The 21,637-nt window shown below is 41.0% G+C and carries 17 protein-coding genes, 1 tRNA gene and 2 pseudogenes; 4 read left to right on the top strand and 16 right to left on the bottom strand.

The features are described from left to right. Nucleotides 1-102: 102 nt before the first annotated feature. Nucleotides 103-171: pseudogene (locus tag OC529_RS11450) on the top strand (DNA-binding transcriptional regulator); the annotation flags it as partial. Here OC529_RS11450 and OC529_RS11445 read toward each other — a convergent pair. The 6 genes and pseudogenes from OC529_RS11445 to OC529_RS11420 form a co-directional block, all read right to left on the bottom strand. Next, nucleotides 168-335 (bottom strand): annotated as a pseudogene (locus tag OC529_RS11445) (NUDIX hydrolase); the annotation flags it as partial. The pseudogenes OC529_RS11450 and OC529_RS11445 overlap by 4 nt on opposite strands. A 102-nt stretch (nt 336-437) precedes the next feature. Beyond that, nucleotides 438-1,205 (bottom strand): class I SAM-dependent methyltransferase, encoded by a 768-nt coding sequence (locus OC529_RS11440; RefSeq protein ID WP_050971369.1) that lies wholly within the window; start codon nt 1,203-1,205, stop codon nt 438-440. 206 nt (nt 1,206-1,411) lie between these two features. Continuing rightward, nucleotides 1,412-1,879 carry an 8-oxo-dGTP diphosphatase gene (locus OC529_RS11435; protein ID WP_173217830.1) on the bottom strand — a complete coding sequence of 156 codons (468 nt, stop codon included), beginning with the start codon at nt 1,877-1,879 and terminating at the stop codon, nt 1,412-1,414. Between the two features lie 76 nt (nt 1,880-1,955). Next, nucleotides 1,956-2,441, bottom strand: a complete 486-nt coding sequence (locus OC529_RS11430; RefSeq protein ID WP_050971371.1) for a GNAT family N-acetyltransferase — start codon at nt 2,439-2,441, stop codon at nt 1,956-1,958. A gap of 13 nt (nt 2,442-2,454) precedes the next feature. Next, a complete protein-coding gene (uvrB, locus tag OC529_RS11425; protein WP_050971372.1) occupies nt 2,455-4,443 on the bottom strand; it encodes an excinuclease ABC subunit UvrB in 1,989 nt (662 codons plus the stop codon). A gap of 76 nt (nt 4,444-4,519) precedes the next feature. After that, nucleotides 4,520-5,473: a CPBP family intramembrane glutamic endopeptidase gene (locus OC529_RS11420; protein WP_262082217.1), complete on the bottom strand. Its 954-nt coding sequence runs from the start codon at nt 5,471-5,473 to the stop codon at nt 4,520-4,522. A 169-nt stretch (nt 5,474-5,642) separates the two neighbouring features. Between OC529_RS11420 and OC529_RS11415 the strand changes: the two genes are divergently transcribed. The 3 genes from OC529_RS11415 (at nt 5,643) to zwf (ending at nt 10,186) form a co-directional block, all read left to right on the top strand. Further along, a complete protein-coding gene (locus OC529_RS11415; protein WP_262082216.1) occupies nt 5,643-7,808 on the top strand; it encodes an ABC transporter substrate-binding protein/permease in 2,166 nt (721 codons plus the stop codon). Further along, a complete protein-coding gene (locus tag OC529_RS11410; RefSeq protein ID WP_050251490.1) occupies nt 7,808-8,548 on the top strand; it encodes an amino acid ABC transporter ATP-binding protein in 741 nt (246 codons plus the stop codon). The genes OC529_RS11415 and OC529_RS11410 overlap by 1 nt, the downstream gene beginning before the upstream one ends. A gap of 150 nt (nt 8,549-8,698) precedes the next feature. Further along, complete coding sequence (zwf, locus tag OC529_RS11405) at nt 8,699-10,186, top strand: glucose-6-phosphate dehydrogenase (protein ID WP_262082215.1); 1,488 nt, start codon at nt 8,699-8,701, stop codon at nt 10,184-10,186. Nucleotides 10,187-10,230: 44 nt separating this feature from the next. On the opposite strand, the gene ftsY is transcribed toward zwf, so the two are convergent. The 10 genes from ftsY to leuC form a co-directional block, all read right to left on the bottom strand. Continuing rightward, nucleotides 10,231-11,493, bottom strand: a complete 1,263-nt coding sequence (gene ftsY, locus OC529_RS11400; protein WP_262082214.1) for a signal recognition particle-docking protein FtsY — start codon at nt 11,491-11,493, stop codon at nt 10,231-10,233. Nucleotides 11,494-11,496: 3 nt separating this feature from the next. Next, a complete protein-coding gene (locus OC529_RS11395; RefSeq protein ID WP_000763445.1) occupies nt 11,497-12,315 on the bottom strand; it encodes a Cof-type HAD-IIB family hydrolase in 819 nt (272 codons plus the stop codon). After that, nucleotides 12,315-13,109 (bottom strand): Cof-type HAD-IIB family hydrolase, encoded by a 795-nt coding sequence (locus OC529_RS11390; protein WP_262082213.1) that lies wholly within the window; start codon nt 13,107-13,109, stop codon nt 12,315-12,317. The genes OC529_RS11395 and OC529_RS11390 overlap by 1 nt, the downstream gene beginning before the upstream one ends. After that, nucleotides 13,106-16,645, bottom strand: coding sequence for a chromosome segregation protein SMC (gene smc, locus OC529_RS11385; RefSeq protein WP_262082212.1), 3,540 nt, complete (start codon nt 16,643-16,645; stop codon nt 13,106-13,108). Before smc ends, OC529_RS11390 begins: the two co-directional genes overlap by 4 nt. Beyond that, a complete protein-coding gene (rnc, locus tag OC529_RS11380; protein WP_000661480.1) occupies nt 16,636-17,334 on the bottom strand; it encodes a ribonuclease III in 699 nt (232 codons plus the stop codon). The genes smc and rnc overlap by 10 nt, the downstream gene beginning before the upstream one ends. A gap of 185 nt (nt 17,335-17,519) precedes the next feature. Next, nucleotides 17,520-17,591 (bottom strand) — tRNA-Arg (locus OC529_RS11375). A gap of 65 nt (nt 17,592-17,656) precedes the next feature. Then, nucleotides 17,657-18,643 (bottom strand): GMP reductase, encoded by a 987-nt coding sequence (locus tag OC529_RS11370; RefSeq protein ID WP_262082211.1) that lies wholly within the window; start codon nt 18,641-18,643, stop codon nt 17,657-17,659. Between the two features lie 201 nt (nt 18,644-18,844). Then, the gene (locus tag OC529_RS11365; RefSeq protein ID WP_000160505.1) at nt 18,845-19,624 is read right to left on the bottom strand and encodes an L-threonylcarbamoyladenylate synthase; all 780 of its coding nucleotides are present in this window, start codon (nt 19,622-19,624) and stop codon (nt 18,845-18,847) included. Between the two features lie 27 nt (nt 19,625-19,651). Next, nucleotides 19,652-20,245 (bottom strand): 3-isopropylmalate dehydratase small subunit, encoded by a 594-nt coding sequence (gene leuD / locus OC529_RS11360; protein WP_000410625.1) that lies wholly within the window; start codon nt 20,243-20,245, stop codon nt 19,652-19,654. Between the two features lie 9 nt (nt 20,246-20,254). Next, on the bottom strand, nt 20,255-21,637 hold the full coding sequence (leuC, locus tag OC529_RS11355; protein ID WP_262082210.1) for a 3-isopropylmalate dehydratase large subunit: 1,383 nt from the start codon (nt 21,635-21,637) through the stop codon (nt 20,255-20,257).

Below are 21,637 nucleotides of genomic sequence, written 5' to 3'. Positions count from 1 at the left end.
AGTAAACGTTTTCTTTTGATTTGTCAATACTTTTCTAAAAATATTTTAAATTTATTTCAGAGTACATATATTTTTTCCAAATCCATTATTACTATTATACAGGAAATACAACAAGGCCTCCACTATATCGAGGAGGCCTTGGACCAACTTGGTTATTTAGTAAAAGACTAGAAAATTTTCTTTTCCCAATCGTCTTCTGTACGATGACGGTAGAAAAACTCTGATTTGTCAGGAGCTTCCATCATCTCCATCAAAGGTAACATATCATAGGCCAGATCCAAGTTTGGAATCTGGTCTTTTTGCACCCAAGAAACTTCTCCAAATCCAAAAGATTGAGATTTTTATATAGAATCAGCTATAGCATGCTCTAAAGACTATCCGCTTGATTTTATATCGAAAAGCTTCTCCATAATTTTTCACAATTCTTTCCCTTAACTTTATTTTCGAGCGATAAACATTCCATATTCTTTAGGAATAATCAACATACCATTATTAAACTCAGTTTCCAACCTTTTACGAATTATTTCCTCTTCTAGCGAACCTATTTCTGAAATTCCTTTAAAGGATTGGATGTATTTAACTAGGTCATCTATACTAGTTACCTGTAACTCATCATCATAGAGCAATGTATCGACAGAGTTAAAACACCTACTCAGGTACCTTTTACCATTTTGTAAAGTAAAAGTTTTATTTTCCAAATCTTGATTGACCTCATCTTTAAATAAGCTTGCCAAATAATCTACAACTCCATTTTCACCAAATGTAGCACAGTAAAAAATTCCGCCTGTTTTTAAGACTCTATTCACCTCAGAGAGCGCTTTAGGAATATCATTTACATGATGTAGAAGCATATTAGCAATAACAATATCAAACGTTTCATCCTCAAAAGAAATCTTTTGAATATCCATTATTTCATAGTTAACATTGTCTCTATTTCCAATCACTGATCTCGTTGTTTTCACCATATCTTTAGAAAAATCTGTAATAACCAACTGCTTCATTTTATCTATAGAATCACTGTTACTTTTCCACAGTTCTCCTGTACCACATCCCAATTCTAGAACCTTTACTTCATCAGTGATTTGGTAGTTGGAAAATATCCAATTGTTAAATCCTAATTTATTTTTTGAATACTTCTTATGTATTTTTACTCTAATATCAAGATTATCTTGTTTTGCATATTGTTCAATTACTTTATCATCCATTTTCTAGTCCTTCCTTTCATATTTTAAGATTATACCATAAAATAAAACAATCTCCGATTTCAAAATTGAAGGTGGAGATTGTTCAAAATATAGGTCGAAAAGAATAATAAGAAATTTAGAGATATTCAGTTGACTTACACCACCATACTTAGCCTATATTTCAGTACCTTACTTTAAAAGATAACACCTATAGACTAATCATAGAACTAAAAAGTTTCTTTCTCCCAGCCATCTTCTGTACGATGACGGTAGAAAAACTCTGACTTGTTCGGAGCTTCCATCATCTCCATCAAGGGTAACATATCATAGGCCAGATCCAAGTTTGTAATCTGGTCTTTTTGCACCCAAGAAACTTCTCCCTCTTCTGAGGATTGAAGGGTACCAGAGAACTCAGTCGCCTTATAACAAATGACAATGTAGCGCCCACCTGTATCCAGTGGCCAATTTTTAATGCCGACAAGTTGAGGATTTTGGATAGTCAACCCTGTTTCTTCATATATTTCACGAATGACAGACTCCGCAAAAGCCTCACCATTTTCAATATGACCTCCAGGAAATGCATAACCAGACCAGCGATTGGTTTCAGGAGAGCGATACTGCATCACCACGCGCTGGGTTTCTAGATCTTCAATCAGACAAATATTTGTTAAAATCGTTAATTGGGAACGGGACATAAATTTACTCGCTTTCTAATTTATTAAATTTTCAGACTTACTACCAGAGACATTAGCTTTTACTTTTTAAAATTGTTTAGTATTGAAATACCATTCGTTTTTCCTTTATAGGCTTTCCAAGTTCAAGTATTTTTTCTTGACCATCAAAAGTAAAACCCATTTTTTGATAGAAAGCAATGGCTCGCTTATTATCTTTCAATACCCATAAGAAAATTTCAGAAAAATGATCCAGAGCAGTCAAAGCTGCTTTCACTAACTTTTGTGCGATTCCTTTTCCATAATAGTCTTTTAAAACATATAAAGCAATAATTTCACCAGCTTGAATAGTCTCATCACGAAAGTTGCCATAACTTATAAAGCCAACTACCTTCATACCATCCATCGCAATCAATGTATTTTCTGGATATTTTTGACTAAAGAATCGACATCTTTCTAATGTCATCGTCTCCTGAAATTCTGCAGGTAAAAGGTCATCATAAGCCTCTCTCCACGTTTGCCAGTGAACGAAGGATTTACCTTCTATTTCTTCAGGAGTTTCCATTGATTTGATAATAACCGTCATTTATTTTCTTCTCCTACCCCAACGCCTTGACTTCTAGCATCATATCACGAATCTGTGCTGCTAGTTCAAAGTCAAGCACTTCGACGGCTTCTTGCATTTGTTTTTCTAGTTTCTTGACTAGTTCTTTGCGCTCTTGTTTGTTGAGGCTGTTGATGTCGACTTCCTTGTCCTCTTCCTTGGCAACTGCCTTAGTCACGGCAATCAAGTCACGAATTTCTTTCTTAATGGTTTGTGGCACGATACCATGTTCTTCATTATAGGCCATCTGGATTTTGCGACGGCGGGCCGTTTCATCGATGGCACGTTGCATAGACTGAGTCATCGTGTCCGCATACATGATGACATGCCCTTCGCTGTTACGAGCAGCACGGCCAATGGTCTGGATGAGCCCACGTTCGTTACGAAGGAAACCTTCCTTGTCAGCATCGAGAATGGCTACGAGGCTCACTTCAGGAACGTCAATTCCTTCACGAAGGAGGTTGATTCCGACCAAGACATCAAAGACACCCAAGCGCAGATCACGGATAATCTCCGTCCGTTCCAAGGTCTTAATATCCGAGTGCATGTACTTGACCTTGATGCCCATTTCCTTAAAGTAGTCGGTCAAGTCCTCTGCCATTTTCTTGGTCAAAGTGGTTATAAATGTTCGTTCATTCTTTTCAACACGGGCATTGATTTCACCTAAGAGGTCATCAATCTGTCCCATTGTCGGACGTACTTCCACCTCAGGATCCAATAGCCCTGTCGGACGAATGATTTGCTCAATCACTGTCTCGGTTTGTTCATTTTCATAGTCACCAGGTGTCGCTGAAACGTAAACAATCTGATGCACATGACTTTCAAACTCTTCACGACGGAGAGGACGATTGTCCAGAGCAGACGGCAAACGGAAACCATAATTAACCAGCATTTCCTTACGCGAACGGTCTCCATTGTACATGCCTTTGATTTGTCCCATAGTCATATGGCTCTCGTCAATCATGATTAAGAAATCATCTGGGAAGAAGTCGAGAAGCGTATAAGGAGGCTCTCCTTCGCTCCGTCCATCCATGTGGCGAGAATAATTTTCAACCCCATTGGTATAGCCCATCTCACGCAACATTTCGATATCATACTCTGTCCGCTGTTTCAAACGCTGGGCTTCAAGCAGTTTACCTTCCTTTTCAAAGACAGCTAATTGTTCTTCCAACTCGGCCTGAATCTTGGCAATGGCAACTTCCATATGGTCGTCATTGGTCACAAAGTGAGTAGCTGGGAAAATCGCCAAATGATCCACTTCTCCCAACACCTGACCTGTCAGAGCCTCAACCTCACGGATACGGTCAATTTCGTCTCCAAAAAATTCTACTCGAAAGGCGTGTTCATCACGGGAAGCTGGGAAAATCTCCACCACATCCCCACGAACGCGAAATCTTCCCCGTTGGAAATCAATATCATTTCGCTCAAATTGGATATCCACCAAGTCATTCAAGAGTTTATCACGGGAAATTTCAAGACCTGGACGGAGACTAACGACACTATCAGCGTATTCCTTGGGCGAACCCAGACCATAGATACAAGAGACTGAGGCCACGACAATAACATCATTACGCTCCAAAAGGGCTGAGGTAGCTGAGTGGCGAAGCTTGTCAATCTCGTCATTGACAGAACTATCCTTCTCAATATATGTATCGCTAGAAGGGACATAGGCCTCTGGCTGGTAATAATCATAGTAGGATACGAAATACTCAACTGCATTTTCAGGGAAAAATTCCTTAAACTCCCCATAGAGCTGTCCTGCTAACGTTTTATTGTGGGCAATGACCAGAGTGGGTTTATTGACTTTGGAAATGACCTGACTCATGGTATAGGTCTTCCCTGTTCCAGTCGCCCCCATCAGAATCTGAGCTTTTTCTCCACCCTCGATATTATCAACCAACTGCTCGATAGCTTGGGGTTGATCTCCTGATGGTTGATATTTTGATACTAGTTTAAATTGATTATCTGTAATGCGATTGATCATAAGAATCCTCTCTCGATGTGCTATTCCTATTTTAGCATACTTGTAGCATTTTCACGAAGAAAAGGACGGACCGAAGTCACATCCTTTCATTTTCTTTCTTTAATTGATAAGCGAGATAAAGAATCAGCAGAAACAAAATAATACTGGACACGATGGAACCCTCAATACCAAAAGACCCACCAGATAGCCAGTCTTGATTGCCTTGTGGAGTAAATTTCATGATTGATGTTCCTGAAGACTGACCACTAACTAATACTCCAAAGAGGTTTCCCTGTGCGAAATTCCAAGCTCCATGAATACCACCTATACCCCATATAGTATCTGTTTTAAGAAGATATAGAGACATGGCAACCCCAAATAAAAAGAGATCAATTGCAGATAAGAAGGTTATGCCTGAATTTCCTAAATGAAGTAAGGTAAAGAGACTACTAGATATGATAATAGCGACTTTAAGATTGGTTCTCTTAGCCAATTGTGGAATCAACCAAGCACGAGTAACCAATTCTTCTGCCGTTCCCTGTAAAATCCAAAAAGGTATTGTAAATAAAGTAAAAGCTAGCGAATAAGTATCCAAGTGAATGGAATCAAATTGATACTGCCCCAACACTACTAGTCCAGCCAAAGCAAGTATAAAGAGGGATAGACCAAGACCGTATCCTTTAAATAAGGCACTTAAAAAATTTTCTTTATAGAATCCCAAGGTTCGAATCGGTCTTTTCTCTACTTTTCTAGTCCATCTAAACACAGTTAAGATGATAAAACCAAAGGACAGTAATTCAAATATCAAATGGATGTCACTTGATTTATCAGATAAATTCTGAAATAACATTTGAAGGAAATCTGCAATTCTTTGACCACCCATACCAAGATTGCTAAATAGCCCGATCAATGCTAAAAAACTAAGGCCCAAAAATAGAGAAGATATGAACTCAGATATATAGACGAAAAATAGAGCTAACAAGGGGCTTGTGTAAATGTTTAAACTCATTTTTGAAGCTTGGAAGTCTTTAAAAATTCTTTTGTCTTTCATATTCCTGTCCTCTTTTCTTCTATTTATACCATTATAGCACTTTATAGTAGCAATTCAATCAAGAAACAAAAAGAATCTATGTTATATTTTCTGACATAAAAACCTCGCGATTTGCATTTTTTTAATTTTTCTGATATAATGGAAAAATATTCGGAAAAGGAGACTAAAAATGAAGAAAAAATTTCTAGCATTTTTGCTAATTTTATTCCCAATTTTCTCATTAGGTATTGCAAAAGCAGAGACGATTAAGATTGTGTCTGATACTGCCTATGCGCCTTTTGAGTTTAAAGATTCAGATCAAACTTATAAAGGAATTGATGTTGACATTATCAACAAAGTCGCTGAGATTAAAGGATGGAACATTCAGATGTCCTATCCTGGATTTGATGCAGCGGTCAATGCAGTTCAAGCTGGTCAAGCTGACGCTATCATGGCAGGGATGACAAAGACGAAAGAACGTGAAAAAGTCTTCACCATGTCTGATACTTACTATGATACAAAAGTTGTCATTGCTACTACAAAATCACACAAGATTAGTAAATATGACCAATTAACTGGCAAAACCGTTGGTGTTAAAAACGGAACTGCTGCTCAACGTTTTCTTGAAACAATCAAAGATAAATACGGCTTTACTATTAAAACATTTGACACTAGTGATTTGATGAACAACAGCTTGAGTGCTGGTGCCATCGATGCCATGATGGATGACAAACCTGTTATCGAGTATGCCATTAACCAAGGTCAAGACCTTCATATTGAAATGGATGGGGAAGCTGTAGGAAGTTTTGCTTTCGGTGTGAAAAAAGGTAGCAAATACGAGCACCTGGTTACTGAATTTAACCAAGCCTTGGCTGAAATGAAAAAAGATGGTAGTCTTGATAAAATCATCAAGAAATGGACTGCTTCATCATCTTCAGCAGTGCCAACTACAACTACTATAGCAGGCTTAAAAGCCATTCCTGTTAAAGCTAAATACATTATTGCCAGCGATTCTTCTTTTGCACCTTTTGTTTTCCAAAACTCAAGTAACCAATTTACTGGTATTGATATGGAATTGATTAAGGCAATCGCTAAAGACCAAGGTTTTGAAATTGAAATCACCAACCCTGGTTTCGATGCCGCTATCAGTGCTGTTCAAGCTGGTCAAGCTGACGGTATCATTGCTGGTATGTCTGTCACAGATGCTCGTAAGGCAACTTTTGACTTCTCAGAATCATACTACACTGCTAATACTATCCTTGGTGTCAAAGAATCAAGCACCATTGCTTCTTATGAGGATTTGAAAGGAAAGACAGTTGGTGTTAAAAACGGAACTGCTTCTCAAACCTTCCTAACAGAAAATCAAAGCAAATACGGCTACAAAATCAAAACCTTCGCTGATGGTTCTTCAATGTATGACAGTTTAAATACTGGGGCAATCGATGCCGTTATGGATGATGAGCCTGTTCTCAAATATTCTATCAGCCAAGGCCAAAAATTGAAAACACCAATCGCTGGAACTCCAATCGGTGAAACAGCCTTTGCCGTTAAAAAAGGAGCAAATCCAGAATTGATTGAAATGTTCAACAACGGACTTGCAAACCTTAAAGCAAACGGAGAATTCCAAAAGATTCTTGATAAATACCTAGCTAGCGAATCTTCAACTGCTTCAACAAGCACTGTTGATGAGACAACTATCTGGGGCTTGCTTCAAAACAACTATAAACAACTCCTTAGCGGGCTTGGTATCACTCTTGCTCTAGCTCTTATCTCATTTGCTATTGCCATTGTTATCGGGATTATCTTCGGTATGTTTAGCGTTAGCCCCTACAAATCTCTTCGCGTCATCTCTGAGATTTTCGTTGACGTTATTCGTGGTATTCCATTGATGATTCTTGCAGCCTTCATCTTCTGGGGAATTCCAAACTTCATCGAGTCTATCACAGGCCAACAAAGCCCAATTAACGACTTTGTAGCTGGAACAATTGCCCTCTCACTCAATGCGGCTGCTTATATCGCTGAAATCGTTCGTGGTGGTATTCAGGCCGTTCCAGTTGGCCAAATGGAAGCCAGCCGAAGCTTGGGTATCTCTTATGGAAAAACCATGCGTAAGATTATCTTGCCACAAGCAACTAAATTGATGTTGCCAAACTTTGTTAACCAATTCGTTATCGCTCTTAAAGATACAACTATCGTATCTGCTATCGGTTTGGTTGAACTCTTCCAAACTGGTAAGATTATCATTGCCCGTAACTACCAAAGTTTCAAGATGTATGCAATCCTTGCTATCTTCTATCTTGTAATTATCACACTTTTGACTAAACTAGCGAAACGCTTAGAAAAGAGGATTCGTTAATGGCAAAATTAAAAATTGATGTAAATGATTTACACAAAAGCTACGGAAAAAATGAAGTCCTAAAAGGAATTACGACTAAATTCTATGAAGGAGATGTTGTTTGTATCATCGGTCCTTCGGGTTCTGGTAAGTCAACTTTCCTTCGTAGCCTAAATCTTTTGGAAGAAGTTACTAGCGGTCACATCACTGTGAACGGTTATGACTTAACTGAAAAAACAACCAACGTTGACCACGTCCGTGAAAATATCGGAATGGTGTTCCAACACTTCAACCTCTTCCCACACATGTCCGTTTTGGACAACATCACCTTTGCTCCTATTGAGCACAAGTTGATGACTAAGGAAGAAGCTGAAAAATTGGGAATGGAGTTGCTTGACAAGGTTGGGCTAGCAGATAAGGCTAAGGCCTGTCCAGATAGCCTGTCAGGTGGTCAAAAACAACGTGTAGCCATCGCTCGTGGCCTTGCAATGAATCCAGACATCATGCTCTTTGATGAACCAACTTCTGCCCTTGACCCTGAAATGGTCGGAGACGTACTAAACGTTATGAAGGAATTGGCTGAGCAAGGTATGACCATGATTATCGTAACTCATGAGATGGGATTTGCTCGTCAAGTTGCCAACCGCGTTATCTTTACTGCAGACGGTGAATTCCTAGAAGACGGCACACCTGATCAAATCTTTGATAACCCACAACACCCACGTCTGAAAGAGTTCTTGGACAAGGTCTTAAACGTCTAAACTCAAACTGTAAGGATTTCCTTGCAGTTTTTTTCTACCTCGTATTGGAATTTTTGATTTTTCGGAAAATTATGTTAGAATTAAATTTATGAAATGAGGTTTCCTCATACCTAGCAAGACTAGGAATAAAAATAGAAATTAGGTAGCTAGATGTCATCTAAGGTTATTGTTACAATTTTCGGTGCGAGTGGAGACCTGGCTAAACGCAAGCTCTACCCTTCCCTATTTAGACTATATAAATCCGGCAATCTTTCCAAACATTTTGCCGTCATTGGAACTGCTCGTCGTCCTTGGAGCAAGGAATATTTTGAATCTGTAGTAGTTGAATCTATCCTTGATTTGGCAGATAGTGCCGAACAGGCTCAAGAATTCGCTAGCCACTTCTACTATCAAAGTCATGATGTCAATGATACAGAGCACTATATTGCTTTGCGTCAATTGCAGGCCGAACTCAATGACAAGTACCAAGCTGAACACAACAAGCTCTTCTTCTTGTCGATGGCACCTCAGTTCTTTGGAACCATTGCCAAACACCTCAAGTCTGAAAACATTGTTGACGGTAAAGGTTTTGAGCGCTTAATCGTTGAAAAACCATTTGGTACAGATTACGCAAGCGCAAGCAAGTTAAATGACGAACTCCTAGCAACATTTGACGAAGAACAAATTTTCCGTATCGACCATTATCTTGGTAAGGAAATGATCCAAAGCATCTTTGCAGTTCGCTTTGCCAACCTGATTTTTGAAAATGTTTGGAACAAGGACTTTATCGACAATGTTCAAATTACCTTTGCAGAGCGCTTGGGTGTAGAAGAACGTGGTGGCTACTATGACCAATCTGGTGCCCTCCGTGACATGGTACAAAACCATACTCTACAACTGCTTTCCCTCCTTGCCATGGACAAACCAGCAAGCTTCACAAAAGACGAGATTCGTGCTGAGAAGATTAAGGTCTTTAAAAACCTCTATCATCCAACTGATGAAGAACTTAAAGAACACTTTATCCGTGGTCAATACCGCTCTGGTAAGATTGATGGCATGAAATACATCTCTTATCGTAGCGAGCCAAATGTAAATCCAGAATCTACAACTGAAACCTTTGCATCTGGTGCTTTCTTTGTAGACAGCGATCGATTCCATGGTGTTCCTTTCTTCTTCCGTACTGGTAAACGTCTGACTGAAAAAGGAACTCATGTCAACATCGTCTTTAAACAAATGGACTCTATCTTTGGTGAGCCACTTGCTCCAAATATTTTGACCATCTATATCCAACCAACAGAAGGCTTCTCTCTTAGCCTAAATGGGAAACAAGTAGGAGAAGAATTTAACTTGGCTCCTAACTCACTGGATTACCGTACAGATGCGACCGCAACTGGTGCTTCTCCAGAACCATACGAGAAATTGATTTATGATGTCTTAAATAATAACTCAACTAACTTTAGCCACTGGGATGAAGTTGGTGCGTCATGGAAATTGATTGACCGTATCGAAGAGCTCTGGGCTGAAAATGGTGCCCCACTTCATGACTATAAAGCTGGAAGCATGGGACCTCAAGCCAGCTTTGACCTACTTGAAAAATTCGGTGCCAAATGGACTTGGCAACCAGATATCGCTTATCGTCAAGATGGTCGTTTAGAATAAAAAAAATCCTGCAAGTTTGTACCTTGCAGGATTTTTGCTTCTGATTAGATTAAGCCTTCCAAGAGACCCTTCATAAAGTTTTCTGAGTTAAACTCTCCAATATCATCGATTTTTTCACCAAAACCAATCAATTTTACAGGAATATTGAGTTCTTCACGGATGGCTAGAACAACACCACCTCGAGCAGTTCCATCAATCTTAGTCAAGACAATTCCTGTCAAAGGGGTAATTTTTGAAAATTCCTTGGCCTGTACAAGAGCATTTTGACCTGTTGATGCATCCAGAGCCAAGAAAGTTTCATGCGGCGCTTCTGGCACAACACGTTTGATGATACGACCAATCTTTTCTAGCTCGGCCATAAGGTTATTCTTATTTTGCAGACGACCAGCAGTATCAATCATGAGAATATCAATTCCTTCTGCTACAGCTCGTTCCATACCATCAAAGACCACACTGGCTGGGTCAGCTTTTTCAGGTCCAGTCACAACTGGAACGTCAACACGACGGCCCCATTCAGCAAGCTGGGCTACTGCTCCTGCACGGAAGGTATCTGCCGCAACCAGCATGACCTTTTTACCAGCTTGTTTATAGCGGTTAGCTAGTTTCCCAATAGAAGTTGTTTTCCCAACACCATTAACACCAACAAAGAGCATGACTGTCAAGCCATCTTGGAAGTGGATGCTTTCATCGTAGTTACCATCCTTTTCATAAAGCTCAACCAATTTCTCAATGATGACACGGCGAAGTGCATCAGGTTTCTTGGCGTTTTCAAGCTTGGCTTCGTAGCGTAACTCCTCTGTTAAGTTAGAAGCGACCTGTACACCAACGTCACTCATGATCAGCAGTTCTTCCAGTTCCTCGAAAAATTCTTCATCAACAGAGCGGAAATTTGCAAAGAAGGCATTCAAGCGGGCTCCGAAGCCTGTACGAGTTTTCTTAAGACTGCGGTCATATTTTTCCTGAACAGTTTCTTCTGCTTGAGGCGTTTCTGCTTCAAGAACTTCAGAACTATTTTCTTCTACAGTTTCTAGGAGCTCAGTATTCTCTTCCTCTGGGACTTCTTCTTGTTGAACTTCTACAACTGGTTCTGAATCCGTACTTTCTTCAACTGTGACTTGGATTTCCTCTTCTTCAAACACAGCTTCTTCAGAACTTTCAACCTCTGCTTCTTCTTGAGGAACTTCCTCAGCTTCTGCAAGGGCAAGCTCATTATCTGCAGACAAATCAAGATTTTCCAGAGCTTCTTTTACAACTTCTTCGATTTTAGGTTCTTCTTTTTTTCCGAATAGACGGTCAAATAATCCCATATCTTAGTTCTCCTTTAGCACATATTCTTCGATAGCCCAGGCGACAGCTTCCTCATCATTGGTCATTGGAGTTACCACATTTGCGACTGCCTTGACTTCAGGAACAGCGTTTTGCATGGCAACACCGAGCCCTGCCCATTCAATCATAGAAAGGTCATTGGCTTCATCACCACAGGCCATGACTTGGCTTTGATTGATTCCAAGATGGCTGATTAGTTTTGCCAAACCTGTTGCTTTATGAACATTCTTTGGTGACCACTCTAGCAACATTTCACGTGATTTAAAGATTTCATATTGGTCAAACAATTCTGGCGAAATCTTCTGAATGGCTGCATCCAAGGGTTCTTGAGCAAAGGCAGTCACGCATTTATTGTAAGTCATTTGACTAGATAAGTCTTCAAAGTCCACTGGAACAAAAGTCAAAGCTGGATTAAATTTGGCATAAAGACTTTCTTGGTCGGATTGGATTTGATAAACAGTTCCTTCTGAGATAGCATCAAGAGGCAGTGATAATTTCTCTGTTTCCTCGTACAAGCGTGCCACATCATCATATGAAAAGACTGTTTTATCAAGGATTTCTCCTGTATTTTTCTGAACCAAACCACCATTAAAAGTAATCGTATACTCATCTTCTTGGCCGTCAGTCCCTAGCTCATGGAGAAAGAAATCCATAGCTTTTAAGGGACGACCAGTTGTCAAAACGACCTTGATACCACGATCACGTGCAGCTTTCAGGGTTGCCTTGGTTCGATCTGTCAGCCTTTTATCAGTAGTCAGCAAGGTCCCATCCAAGTCCAATGCAATCAATTTTATATCTGCCATTATAAGCCCTCCATATAAGCTATAACCGACTGGTCCTTATGGTGACCAATCACAGTCTCTGCTAATTCTAAAATTTCTGGTCGTGCATTTTCAGGAGCTACAGGATGTCCCACAACCTGCATCATATGCAAGTCATTTAGATTATCTCCAAAAGCCATAACCTGATTCATTGTGATACCAAGTTTTTTAGCTAATTCAACAATAGCCACACCCTTATCGACATAATCCAGAACAATATCAATAGATTCAAAGCCAGTTGTCATGGCCTTAACACCAGGAACGTTTTCATTAACCCAAGTTTCTCCAGCTTCTAGCGTTTCTTCTGTGAAGTTGGTTGTAAATTTGAAAATGTCATCTGTGATATCTTCCAAATTCGCTACTTTTTGGATATTTTCATTATAGTGCTGACTCACTTTTAAATAGATCTCATCAACCGTATCTAGCACATAAGAGCCTTTTTTCCCCGTCAAGAGCAGTTTATTGATATCTACATAAGGTGACGTTTTCAGCTTTTCAAAAGTCGTCAGATAAAAGTCACGAGACATGGTCGCTTCATACAAGTCTTGACCTTGATACTCTACCAAACTGCCATTCTCCGCGATGAAAATAATGTCATCACGAATATCAGCAAATAATTTTTCTAAAGACAGAAATCCTCGACCCGAAGCTACCGCAAAGTAAATCCCTTTTTTCTTATAGGAAACCAAGAGAGACTTGAGGCGGTCCATATCAAAGCGTCCATTCTCATCTAGGAAGGTTCCGTCCATATCCGTTGCTACTAGTTTAATTGTCATCCTTCAATACTTTCTAAATCTTTTAACTTAACCGAAACAATTTTTGAGACACCTGATTCTTGCATGGTAACTCCATAGATGGAATCAGCCGCTTCCATAGTTCCCTTACGGTGGGTTACGACGATAAATTGGCTGTCCTTGTCAAATCGATTGAGGTAATCCCCAAAACGCTTAACATTAGCTTCATCCAGTGCAGCCTCTACCTCATCCAAGATCACAAATGGAATGGTCTTGACTCGAATGATAGAAAAAAGCAAAGCAAGAGCTGATAATGCTTTTTCACCACCACTCATCAGATTAAGCGACTGGATTTTCTTACCTGGAGGTTGAACAGAAATCTCAACCCCAGCTGTCAGCAGATCTCCTTCAGTCAAGATTAAGTCTGCCTGACCTCCACCAAACATCTGCTTGAAGGTCACTTTAAAGGACTCACGAATAGCCTCAAAGGTTGATTTAAAGCGGTCTTTGACCTCATCATTCATCTCTGTAATTGTCTCAAGGAGCAGATTTTTCGCTGACAAAATGTCATCTCGCTGGCTATTGAGGAAATCCAGACGGCTGTGAACTTCTTCGTACTGGTCAATAGCTTCCAAATTGACAGGACCCAGTGAGCGAATAGCCTTCTCTAAATCCTGCACCTCTTGCTCTGCCATATTGAGGTTTTCCAATTCATGTGCCTTTTCTAGTGCTTCAGTATAGCTAATCTGATACTGGTCTGTTAATTGGCTTTGTAAATGGCGTAAGCGCTCGCTGACCTTTTCTTTCTTGGCTTCAGCACGTGTTTGCTTGCGAATCCACTCCTCATTCTGCTGGCGAGCCTGATCCAAATGACTGGCAATATCATCCAGTTGACCTTCTATATCATCCAACTCAAACTGCTTGCGAATCAAACCTTGTTGGAGATTTGTTTTCTGAGTTTTGGCTTCTTCAGCCTGCTGAGCTAGAAGCTCTGTATCAACTTTCTCAAGATTGTCAACTTTTTCTTGTAGAAGGCGCTGAATTTCCTCTTGTTCGATATCTAAATTGTCCAATTCCTTGACTAAACGCTCAATATCAGCTACTTCATAACGTTTTTGCCCTTGCAGTTCTGTCTTAAGCAAACGAGCTTGCGCCACCTCTTCCTGCAAGTTTTGATAGCGTTCTTGGATGGCATTTTTGTTAGACTTGATCTCTTCAATCTCAGCTTCCAGATTTTGCTTATCACTGGCAATGGTAGCAAGGCGCTCTTGGCATTTTTCCTTATCTGCTTGCCAATCTCCCTCAGAAAGACGATTTAATTCCTCTTCTTGGAGTTTCCAAAGAGTTTCCAGTTCTTCAACTTGCTGACTGGTCTGCTGATAAGCGAGGGACAAGCCTTGCTCCTGAATACGTGCCTGTTCTCCCTGAGATTTAATAGCTTCTAATCTTTCTGTCAATCTAGCCATCTGGTCTTGTAAGGTCTTCAAAGCCACTTCTTCTGAACGAAGACTTGCTTCCTCTTCAGCAATTTCTTTTTGTAATTGCTCCAGTTCTGGCTTGATGAAGATGCTGTTGTTCTGACGATTGGCTCCACCTGCATAGGAACCACCTGTACGCAGCTCTGTCCCATCCAATGTCACCATGCGAACCTGATAACGAACTTGTCGAGCAGCTTCACGCGCATGTTCTACTGTATCAAAGATAGCCGTCGTAGCTAGCAAGTTCTTGAAAATGGCTTCCAGTCTAGTATCGAATGTCACCAACTCATCTGCCATGCCCAGAAATCCTGAACTTGCAGCAATAGCATCTTGGTTCTGACTTGAAATCGTACGAGCCTTGATCGTTGTCAAAGGAAGAAAGGTTGCACGACCGGCTCTGTTGCGTTTGAGGAAATCAATAGCCTTAGTCGCCGCGTTCTCATCTTCCACAATAATATGCTGGCTACTTGCCCCTAAGGCAATCTCTAGGGCTGTTTGATAATGCACATCAAAGGTCAGGTGCTCACTAACAGCACCAATAATACCACCAAGACGTTCTTTTTCTTGGAGAACACTCTTAACACCTGCATAAAAGTTACTATGATTTCTCAGGATATTTTCCAAACTCTGAGCTCTGGCCTGCTTGTTTTTGAGATTATCCAGACGGTCAAATAGTTGACTTTGTTGAGCTTGATAGGAAGATTTCTGCTCCTCTTGCTCCTTGGCAATAGCTTGATAGTCGGCCAATAATTTTTGAACCTGCTCCTTGGCAGTTTCAAGCTCGTCTTTTTGCTGACTAGACTTCTCTTTAGCTGTAGCCAACTGTTCTTTCAGCTTTTCTAGTTGATCTGCTTGTTTTTGAGAAAGCTGACGACTATTTTCCAACTCATTCTCGATACGGGTCAACTGGTTTGAGACATCGGCTTCTTCCTGTAAAAGCGCCACAAAGCGTTCACGCAAAAGCTCAATCATCTGATCAGGATCATCTGAAAAAGCCAGCAATTCAGCTTCTAAACGATTGAGTTTTTGATTATTTTGGACTAGATTTTCCTCTAACAGAGCTAAAGAGCTTTCTTTATCAGATTTTTCTTTGCTGAGTGAATTTCTCTTATCCTCTAAAGCAGCCAAACGGGCTTGTGCCTCCTGTTGATTCAGGGCTACTTGCTCAATTTCTAATTTCGATAGGGCTAATTTTCTCTCTAAATCACTAATCAGGCTGGTCAAATCCATCAAACTGCCTTGGTCTTTGGCCATTTCAACCTGTAAATCTTGACGTTGCTTTTTAAGATTCTGATTTTCTTCTTCTAATTTTTCACGCTTTTGGTAATAGCTCGTCAAGAGTTCCTGAACCTGAGCCAACTCTTCTTCTGTCGATTCTAGTTCAACCTTATTTTCCTTGATTTGAGCAACCAATACATCCAAGTATATCGCTTTGCGTTGCCCTTCCAAGTCTAGAAACTTACGAGCATTTTCAGCTTGCTTCTCAAGAGGCTTGATTTGATTATCCAACTCGTAGATAATGTCTTCAAGACGGTCCAGATTATCCTGAGTTTGTTGCAGTTTACTCTCGGTTTCTTTTCTGCGAGTCTTGTATTTTAAAACCCCAGCAGCTTCTTCAAAAATGGCACGGCGTTCCTCAGGCTTGGAATTAAAAATCTCCTCAACCTTCCCTTGGGAAATGATGGAGAAAGAATCTCGTCCCAAACCTGTGTCTAAGAAGAGGTCATGAATATCACGCAGACGGACTTTCTTGCCATCAATCTTGTATTCGCTATCTCCGCTACGATAGATATGGCGTTCGACCCTGATTTCTTGACCAGCATCTTTGATAAATCCGTCATGATTATCCAGAGTTACAACTACAGAAGCGTAATTGAGCGGTTTGCGACTCTCTGTTCCAGCAAAGATGACATCTGGCATCTTGCCACCACGGAGACTCTTGACACTAGACTCCCCCAAGGCCCAACGCAGACTTTCTGTGATATTTGACTTTCCAGATCCATTTGGTCCAACGACTGCCGTCACACCTTGGTCAAAGACGACCTTGGTCTTATCAGCAAAAGACTTGAATCCCTGAATTTCGATTTCCTTTAAATACATGAATCCAGCCCTTTCTCAACAGCATTTTTGGCAGCTTCTTGCTCTGCTAATTTCTTAGACCGACCTTGACCTTGACCAATGCTCTTACCTTCGACAAGCACTTCTACATCAAAGACCTTATCATGGGCAGGACCCGTTTCAGAAATTACCTGATAACGGATAGCCACATCCCCATTGACCTGAAGTAACTCCTGGAGATGGGTTTTGTAGTCTGTAATCATCTCAAACTCGCCTGCTTCAACCTTAGGAATCATGACTTGGTAGATAAATTCCTTGACCTTGGCCACATCCTTGTCCAAAAGGAGGGCACCAAGAAAGGCTTCGAAGGCATCACCAAGAATGGTATCACGATTGCGACCACCAGACTTTTCTTCCCCCTTACCAAGCTTGATAAACTGATCAAACTGGCAATCACGCGCAAAACCAGCCAAACTCTCCTCGCGGACAATCATAGCACGGAGTTTGGATAAATCACCCTCAGGTTTTTTTGGATATTTTTTATACAGATATTCTGAAATCAATAACTGTAGAACAGCGTCTCCTAAAAATTCCAAGCGTTCATTGTGTGAAATTTTTAAGAGGCGGTGCTCATTGGCATAACTCGTATGAGTAAAGGCAGTTTCCAGTAACTTTTTGTCTGCAAATTCGATTGCAAAATGGTTCTTTAGTACAGTTTGTAATTCTTTCATACCAACCTCTTTCTAACTGATAACAGTCCTTTTTATTATATCAAAAAAAGCCCCCTGAGTCACTTTAAAACGGGACTGGAGAGGATTTGGGCATTCTTTAGAATGATGTTTTCAGTTTTCGGAGCAAATTTGGGGCAGGATAAAGAAAAAAAGCCCTATTAAAGGCTTTTTTTAGGATGTTTACATCCACCCTGAGGGAATCGAACCCCCATCTCAAGAACCGGAATCTTACGTGATATCCATTACACTAAGGGTGGAAACTTGTTTTATTATAACAGAAATTTGCTCTAATAACAAGTTTTTTCTGGTCAAATAGCCCGTCCTAGTGGGAAGCATCCCCATTCCAGATGGAGTTTTTCACGATAACATAATCAACGTGTTTAAGGTCAGCAACCTGACGTCCACCTGCATAAGAAATAGCACTTTGAAGGTCTTGTTCCATCTCAGTTAAAGTGTCTTGCAGATGACCTTTGGCAGGAAGCAAGATGCGTTTGCCTTCCACATTTTTGTAAGCTCCTTTTTGGTATTGGGAAGCTGAACCGTAGTATTCTTTGAACTGTTCGCCATCGACTTCAATCGTTTTCCCTGGACTTTCGATATGTCCTGCAAAGAGGGAACCAATCATGACCATGCTAGCACCGAAACGAATAGACTTGGCAATATCACCGTGAGTACGAATTCCTCCATCGGCGATAATCGGTTTACGCGCAGCCTTAGCACACCAGCGTAGAGCAGCCAACTGCCAACCACCTGTACCAAAACCAGTCTTGACCTTGGTAATACAAACCTTACCAGGACCAATTCCGACCTTAGTGGCATCCGCACCAGCATTTTCCAATTCACGCACAGCTTCTGGTGTTCCCACATTTCCTGCAATAACAAAAGTATCTGGCAATTCTTTCTTGATGTGTTGAATCATAGAAATCACACTATCTGCATGACCATGAGCGATATCAATCGTGATATATTCAGGAGCATCAGCCTTGAGCTGGCTAACAAAATCATACTCATAATCCTTAACACCGACAGAGATAGAAGCAATAAGCCCTTGATCGTGCATTAGTTTAATAAAAGGAATGCGTCCTGCTTCATCAAAACGATGCATAATGTAGAAGTAACCACCTTTAGCCAGTTGCTCTGCTACATTTTCATCCAAAATCGTCTGCATATTAGCTGGCACAACAGGTAGTTTAAAGGTGTGATTTCCTAAAGTGACACTTGTGTCCGCTTCTGCACGGCTTTTAATCACACATTTATTTGGAATCAATTGAATATCTTCGTAATCAAAAATTGGAAATTCATTTAACATATTGATGTCTCGTTTCTTTTATAATGACCTACCTATGCTCTCGCATCACTACGCCTTTTCCGACGTTTCCTTAATTTATTATAAACCAAAGTACAGTTTTTGTCAAATTATTTTATAAATTAAAATATATCGTTCGGATTTTCTTGTATGAATAAACAAAAAAAAGAGGAGAGATTATTGTCTCCCCACTTCTTCTACATCCTAATAATACTCACCCTGACGGTAGTCCCATGAATTAAAGGTGTCTGACAGGTGCATCATAATCTTATCAATGTCAAGCCCTTTACGGATTACCACTGGCGCTGGTGAAGTTGAACGTGCTCCTCCTTGTTCTGGGATGAGTTTGCCGTCCTTATCGACCATAGACACCATCACGCCTTGCTCGTAGCGAGTTTCAATCGTTTTGTCAGGCTGGATAGAGGCCACATAGTCGTCTGCCTCGATAACAAGGTCAACTGCTCCTTCGATACGTTCTCCAATTCCTTCTACCTTACCACGGTTTCCTTTTCCAGATGGGTTAGCTGATGAGGCATAAACCATCTTGCCTTCTTCCCAAAGTTTGGCAGCCAATTGTTCACCAGCTTTCCCAAACTTGATAACAAAACAGCTAGTACCACGCACGTCAGTCATGAGTTCTTCACGGCCATCTCCATACGCTTTGAGTTTTTCAAAGGCTTCTGGTTTCCATGGAAGGATACATCCAAGAAGAATGTCTTCGTCCCAATGTTTTTGGTAGAAGGCTTCAATTTCTGGATTGAGTTGTGCTAAAGCACGAAGCTCATCCATGCTACCACAGAGCACGACACCTGGTTTGTTACGGTTACGTTCTTTGGCTTCAAACTTACGTTCAAGACCAGCCTTGTCACTAGTCATGATGATATAACCAACTTTTGTTGGGCAAACGATACATCCGCCCTCACCTTTTAAAATGTCATAGCCTTCTTGTGAAAGTGTTCCGTTCCATTGAATGTGTTTTGTCATAGTTCTATTTCCTTTTCTAATTTTCTTCTAATCCTGCCAGTAGGCTGGTCGTTGTTTTTCATAAGCAGCAATCAAATCTTCATACTGCAAGGTAATTCCGATATCATCCAAACCATTTAAGAGCTTGTGTTTCCACTCGCTATCGATTTCGAAAGTGAATTCTCCAACTGGTGAGATGATTTTCTGTTGTTCCAAGTCCACAGTTACCTGGTCACTTGGTTGTAGCTGAGCTAGTTTCTCTCTAACCTCTCTAGGCTGGACAATGGGCAACATGCCATTATTGAGTTCATTATTGTAATGAATATCACCGAAAGATCCTGCAATCACGACTTTAAAACCATAGTCTGCTAGAGCCCAAGCCGCGTGTTCCCTCGAAGAACCTGCCCCAAAGTTATCACCTGAGATGAGGATACTGGCTTTCCGATATTCAGGTCGGTTAAAGACAAAGTCTGGGTCCTCAGTATACTTGTCGTCCAGATAACGCCAAGCATACATGAGGTACTTACCAAAGCCTTTCTTATCTATTAACTTGAGAAACTGCTTAGGTAGGATTTGATCGGTATCGATATTATCATTCATGAGAGGAACGGTCGTTCCCGTATAAACTGTAAATTTCTCCATATCCTCTCCTTACTGGGCTTCTGGCATTTGCCGAACATCTACGAAGCGCCCTGCGATAGCTGCTGCAGCCGCCATGGCTGGACTGCAGAGATGGGTCTTAGCCCCAAATCCCTGTCTGTCTTCAAAGTTGCGGTTGCTGGTTGAGGCGCAGTGAACGCCATCTGGAACCTTGTCAGGATTCATCCCTAGGCACATAGAGCAACCTGGGTCTCTCCATTCAAAGCCAGCATCTAAGAAAACTTTATCCAAGCCTAATTTCTCCGCAGCTCGTTTGACAGGACGAGAGCCTGGAACCACGATAGCTGTTAGATTAGGGGCTATTTTCTTCCCTTTGACAAATCGCGCAGCCAGTTGCAAGTCACTGAGACGAGCATTGGTACAAGAACCGATAAAGATATAGCCTAGTTCAATATCCGCTGGCTTTTGACCTGGTTCCAAGTCCATGTAGTTGTAGGCTCGCTCATCATTCATGTCCTTAATTTCTGGGAAGCTACTGTCAAAGTCAACACCCATAGCAGGATTGGTCCCCCAGGTCACCATGGGAGCCAAGTCTGAGACATCCATCTGGATAACCTTATCGTAAACAGCATCATCATCACTGACAATTGTTTTCCAATCCGCCACAGCCTCTTCAAAATTCTCTGGAACACACTCGCGTCCCTTGAGATAATCATAGGTGGTTTGATCCGGATTCATGATTCCCATCTTGGACCCAAACTCGATGGACATATTGCAGATGGTCATTCGCTCTTCCATGCTCAGTGCATCAATAGCCTGTCCTCTATATTCCACCACGTAGCCTACACCGCAAGCAACGCCGTACTTGGCAATCAAGGCTAAAATGAAATCCTTGGAATAAACTCCTTTTTGAGGAACTCCAGTGAATTCTACCAACATTTTCTTGGGTTTGACCTGCCAGAGTGTTTGGGTAGCGAAGACATGCTCGACCTCACTGGTCCCAATCCCAAAGGCGATTGCTCCGAAAGCTCCGTGGGTTGCGGTATGGCTGTCTCCACAGACGATGAATTTTCCTGGTTGAGTTCTTCCAGTTTCTGGTCCAACCATGTGAACAATTCCTTGTTTTTCAGAACCGTGGGCCGCATGTTCAATCCCAAACTCCTCAACATTTTCAGCCAGTTTATCAATTTGTGCCTTGGAAATGACATCTCGAATATCGTAGATATTGACCGTCGGGACATTGTGGTCAAAGGTTCCAAATGTCAAGTCTGGTCGTCTCAATCTACGACCTGCGTCTCGTAATCCTTGAAATGCCTGAGGACTGGTCACCTCGTGGATATAGTGCTGGTCCACATACATGAGTTGGGGCTGCCCCTCATCTCCTGTGATGACATGGCGGTCCCATAATTTATCAAAAATCGATTTTCCTGCCAT

Source organism: Streptococcus sp. Marseille-Q5855 (assembly GCF_946901985.1).
GTDB lineage: Bacteria > Bacillota > Bacilli > Lactobacillales > Streptococcaceae > Streptococcus.
This window is presented reverse-complemented; position numbering and strand designations above follow the sequence as displayed.

Bases quoted from the DNA above. Each gene is read 5' to 3' on its own strand.
- leuC (WP_262082210.1), bottom strand. From the start codon at position 21,637: ATGGCAGGAAAATCGATTTTTGATAAATTATGGGACCGCCATGTCATC.
- rnc (WP_000661480.1), bottom strand. From the start codon at position 17,334: ATGAAAGAATTACAAACTGTACTAAAGAACCATTTTGCAATCGAATTT.
- OC529_RS11370 (WP_262082211.1), bottom strand. From the start codon at position 18,643: ATGTTAAATGAATTTCCAATTTTTGATTACGAAGATATTCAATTGATT.
- OC529_RS11390 (WP_262082213.1), bottom strand. From the start codon at position 13,109: ATGACAATTAAACTAGTAGCAACGGATATGGACGGAACCTTCCTAGAT.
- ftsY (WP_262082214.1), bottom strand. From the start codon at position 11,493: ATGGGATTATTTGACCGTCTATTCGGAAAAAAAGAAGAACCTAAAATC.
- zwf (WP_262082215.1), top strand. From the start codon at position 8,699: ATGTCATCTAAGGTTATTGTTACAATTTTCGGTGCGAGTGGAGACCTG.
- OC529_RS11430 (WP_050971371.1), bottom strand. From the start codon at position 2,441: ATGACGGTTATTATCAAATCAATGGAAACTCCTGAAGAAATAGAAGGT.
- OC529_RS11395 (WP_000763445.1), bottom strand. From the start codon at position 12,315: ATGGCAGATATAAAATTGATTGCATTGGACTTGGATGGGACCTTGCTG.
- OC529_RS11365 (WP_000160505.1), bottom strand. From the start codon at position 19,624: ATGACAAAACACATTCAATGGAACGGAACACTTTCACAAGAAGGCTAT.
- leuD (WP_000410625.1), bottom strand. From the start codon at position 20,245: ATGGAGAAATTTACAGTTTATACGGGAACGACCGTTCCTCTCATGAAT.
- smc (WP_262082212.1), bottom strand. From the start codon at position 16,645: ATGTATTTAAAGGAAATCGAAATTCAGGGATTCAAGTCTTTTGCTGAT.
- OC529_RS11420 (WP_262082217.1), bottom strand. From the start codon at position 5,473: ATGAAAGACAAAAGAATTTTTAAAGACTTCCAAGCTTCAAAAATGAGT.
- OC529_RS11440 (WP_050971369.1), bottom strand. From the start codon at position 1,205: ATGGATGATAAAGTAATTGAACAATATGCAAAACAAGATAATCTTGAT.
- OC529_RS11410 (WP_050251490.1), top strand. From the start codon at position 7,808: ATGGCAAAATTAAAAATTGATGTAAATGATTTACACAAAAGCTACGGA.
- OC529_RS11435 (WP_173217830.1), bottom strand. From the start codon at position 1,879: ATGTCCCGTTCCCAATTAACGATTTTAACAAATATTTGTCTGATTGAA.
- uvrB (WP_050971372.1), bottom strand. From the start codon at position 4,443: ATGATCAATCGCATTACAGATAATCAATTTAAACTAGTATCAAAATAT.
- OC529_RS11415 (WP_262082216.1), top strand. From the start codon at position 5,643: ATGAAGAAAAAATTTCTAGCATTTTTGCTAATTTTATTCCCAATTTTC.